Annotated in this window: 5 protein-coding genes; 1 reads left to right on the top strand and 4 read right to left on the bottom strand. The window is 53.0% G+C overall.

The window, feature by feature from the left end; genetic code table 11:
• Positions 1-554, top strand: a 554-nt coding sequence (locus tag AC2FGC_RS24125; RefSeq protein ID WP_496783656.1) for a helix-turn-helix transcriptional regulator, incomplete at its 5' end; no start/stop codon positions are given.
• Positions 555-964: 410 nt separating this feature from the next.
• Here the strand turns inward: AC2FGC_RS24125 and AC2FGC_RS24120 are convergent.
• From AC2FGC_RS24120 to AC2FGC_RS24105, 4 genes are all read right to left on the bottom strand, one after another.
• Positions 965-1,153 (bottom strand): hypothetical protein, encoded by a 189-nt coding sequence (locus tag AC2FGC_RS24120; protein ID WP_496725946.1) that lies wholly within the window; start codon positions 1,151-1,153, stop codon positions 965-967.
• Between the two features lie 184 nt (positions 1,154-1,337).
• Positions 1,338-2,204, bottom strand: a complete 867-nt coding sequence (locus AC2FGC_RS24115; protein ID WP_496783655.1) for a CopD family protein — start codon at positions 2,202-2,204, stop codon at positions 1,338-1,340.
• Between the two features lie 2 nt (positions 2,205-2,206).
• Positions 2,207-2,548 (bottom strand): copper resistance CopC family protein, encoded by a 342-nt coding sequence (locus tag AC2FGC_RS24110; protein WP_496780930.1) that lies wholly within the window; start codon positions 2,546-2,548, stop codon positions 2,207-2,209.
• Between the two features lie 400 nt (positions 2,549-2,948).
• Positions 2,949-3,306: helix-turn-helix transcriptional regulator (locus AC2FGC_RS24105; RefSeq protein ID WP_496783653.1), on the bottom strand; the 358-nt coding region annotated here is incomplete at its 5' end.

The raw sequence follows: 3,306 nt of genomic DNA, 5'->3' as shown, positions 1-3,306 counted from the left end.
GGCGCGGTGGCGGCTTGCAGCTTGATCCGCAATCCATGCAGACAACAGCCAAGCTATCGGTGCCAGAGGTCTTTGCACTGCTCATCAGCGTGGCAGCCACGCGGGCGGCGGGAAACCTTCCTTTCTCGGAACTGGCAGATGCCGGACTAGCCAAGATCGAAAAGGCCCTGCCCGCAGACAAAGTGCGCGACCTGCGCGCTTTCTTGGATTGCCTACACATTGGTCAATTGTCCCCGCAGCAAGACCTTTCGGGCATGGGCAAAATGGATGCTGAGTTGCTACCTGCTTTTGAAACGGCATTCCTTGGGCGCCAGCTCATCTCCTTTGCGTATCGCGATGCAAGAGGACGGCAGACCCGCCGCAAAGTGGAGCCACAGGCAATGCTGGTTCTGCCCCCATTGTGGTACCTCGTTGGCTGGGACCCACAGCGGGAGGACTTTCGGCATTTCCGGATGGATAGGATTAGCCGTCCGGCAGCCGTAGAAGGTAGCAATTTTTCCCGCCGCTACGTTCCGTTTGAAGAAGATGTCTGCCCCTACAGCGAATTGCAGTAGGATCGGCAAAGCGGTTGTCCGTCGAACGCGTAGCATTGACTAACATGGGCGCAGCTGACCTTATCCGTATTTTGAACTAAGGTCCGGTTCGGCCACAAAGGATATTTCTTCTGCGAAAAAGGAAGAACTACGGGTAGCGGATTATCCGTCAGGATTTGGTGGAGCCTAGAGGAATCACCGTCGAGCGACTGATGCACTGATAGTGAACATGATTGCAGTGTGGCGGTTTATAGTGTGTCACACTTGCATATGAGCAACTAGCACATTTGGGCTGAGGTCTAGGGCCACGTTTCCACTCTATTGTTTCCGTGGCTCAAGTGCGCATCTGATTAATTGGTCGATGTCATGTCGACGATTGGGGGTTCTCGATTGCCACTTATAGGCAAGACTATCATCGCGTCACCCACCGCTTAGAAGTCAATTTGTTTGAGATCAACCATGTGCACAGTGCGGTCGTACATCGTGTGATAGTAGTAGGTCAGGTCTAGTGATTTGTTAGCAGTCATTACCTGTGTCGCGCTGCATAGGAAGTCTTCAGACTGTGCATCGTCCTGAGCACCCTCGGCTGCGTTGGCTGGTGTTTCGAAGTTGTCGAGCATTAGGAACGCCTCGCGGCAGTGTCGTAGCCTTCTAGATTAACTTCATGGCATGAAGCACAGTGCACTGCGGAGAGTTCCAGCCCATTCGTTAGGTCTCTGTCTGTCAACTCATGATCTGTAGCGACGTTGGTGCCAATGCTGTATACAGCCAGCGCGCACAGGTGTTTGTTCATCTCTCCCTACCTTAACTCGGAAGCGTTAGCACGCTCGTGAGTGTCGCCGTTGTCGCCAGCACAACTAATACGATTATTGCCTCGACTTCGATGGATCGGGCTAGGCGTTGCGCTGCCTTTGCCTCTCCACCCAGCATAGCCGGAACAAATCGGAGCTTGTTTGCAGCGGCGAGGATCATCAGCAGCGCCACAAGGAACACCTTGAACAACAATGCCTGCCCGTAGCCGGTGAGCAAGAGCCCTTGGAGATTGCCAACAAGCAACCAAGCCATCCAGAGACCTGCCACGATTAACACCGGTACAACCAATGTAGCAGCTTGCCCAAACCTATGCCCTAATTCAGCTGCATTGGTCAGGTGTTCAGGCATTAGGGCCATATTCCTTAGCGGGCTAAAGATGCCCACCCGGAAGGCTACACAAAGCAGGTGCAATAAGAGCAAGAGTTGAACACCGACACTCTCTAGTTCCGGCACGTGCCCTATCTGCGCAAAGGACCACAGAGCCAATGTACCACCCACGAGTACGATCCAGTGGCCAAATCGAGGAATAGACAATCCCACAAGGATCAATGCTGCACCGACAAGCCGGTAAACTAGTACGTCGCCCACGGGGGTCTGCCAAAGTAAACCAAGCATTTCCGGGTCGACCATGCCGTCAACTCCGCCCGTTAAGGCGGGCCCACGAAGCATAAAGCCAACTACAGTTGCGGCAAGAGCAAGGCATGCTAAGGCCCTTGCTTGGCGTTTCATCACAAGGTTTATCGGTGCGACAAAGCCGGAATAGAGGCAACTAACTATCATAAGTCCGGTGGACCCCGCAAAGCCGATGTAGAGCCCTAGCTTTGCGAGGATTGCCGCAATGCCCCAAATGTCTGGCATGCTCATTCCACGGTAAAGGAGAACTCGCCCTGCATCGCATGACCGTCTTCACCAAGACCGCGCCATTCAATGACATAGGTGCCCGTTCCATTGCTCGGCAGTGGGATCTTGAACTCCTGACCAAAACTTTTCTGGTCGCCCAATTCTAGGCTTGCCGCGGAATGTTCTTGATGTGCCAATTCTATCCGTGTCAGCCGGATGTCCTTAGAGAAGTTGAGGCCAATTTCAGCGGGCACAGCGGTTATTGTGGCTCCGTCGGCAGGGGTTGTTTCTTCGACCTTGGAATGCGCCAGTACGCCGCTGGGAAGAGCAGCGACAAGTGCGAACGTTATGATCTTTTTCATGGTGCTGTCCTCAATATATTCCGTTGGAACGTTGTCTTTCTCATCGTCCACTTCTCAGCGGTTACCCTATTCCGCACGTGCAACATGGTGCTGTTTTTCACTGCCGCAACCAGCGCTATCTTCGAGAGATGTTTCGTGTTGTCAGTGGCTTGATGGTCACACGGTCTTCTGGGCACATCAAGATCATATGACAACTTGTTGAGATCAGGTTTGTCGCTGATCGAACTAAAATAAAGAGTTGGTGCAGCGGAGGCGCAGCGCGGCATGCACCGCCGCAGGGCTATGGGGGCAATTGTCCCTCTGTTATCCTTAGAAAGGGGCACCAAAAAGTGTGTTGCAAATTCTTGTCGGCTTGCGCTTGTTATGTAGTGAAAAAGCAGCCCAAGTATTTGCAACGTAACTATACACCGAGGCGGAACTTGGTCGGTGTCATTCCGGTCTGACCTCGGAAAAAGCGAGTGAAATGGGACTTGTCGGAATAGCCGAGCATCAGACTAATCTCCGCAATTGTCATCTGGCCTTCTTTGAGGTGCTCTTTGGCGACATCGACACGCAACCGTTTGATTTCGCGGGGTAACGTTGTGCCTTGTTGCTGAAGCGCCTTCAGAAACCGTTCCGGTTGTAGTCCCAGCATTCCAGCCACCATCTCTGGTCCCAAATCGGTTTCATCCAGTTTGTCGTGTAAGACAGATCGCAAAGCTGCCACCACGGTTACTTCTTCATCTTGTCGAAGTGATGCTATGGGCTTGGCAGAACCC

This window comes from Ruegeria sp. CDSC054 (assembly GCF_059610645.1).
This window is presented reverse-complemented; position numbering and strand designations above follow the sequence as displayed.

Excerpts from the sequence above, each read along its gene's own strand:
- AC2FGC_RS24115 (WP_496783655.1), bottom strand. The coding sequence starts at position 2,204 with ATGCCAGACATTTGGGGCATTGCGGCAATCCTCGCAAAGCTAGGGCTC.
- AC2FGC_RS24110 (WP_496780930.1), bottom strand. The coding sequence starts at position 2,548 with ATGAAAAAGATCATAACGTTCGCACTTGTCGCTGCTCTTCCCAGCGGC.
- AC2FGC_RS24120 (WP_496725946.1), bottom strand. The coding sequence starts at position 1,153 with ATGCTCGACAACTTCGAAACACCAGCCAACGCAGCCGAGGGTGCTCAG.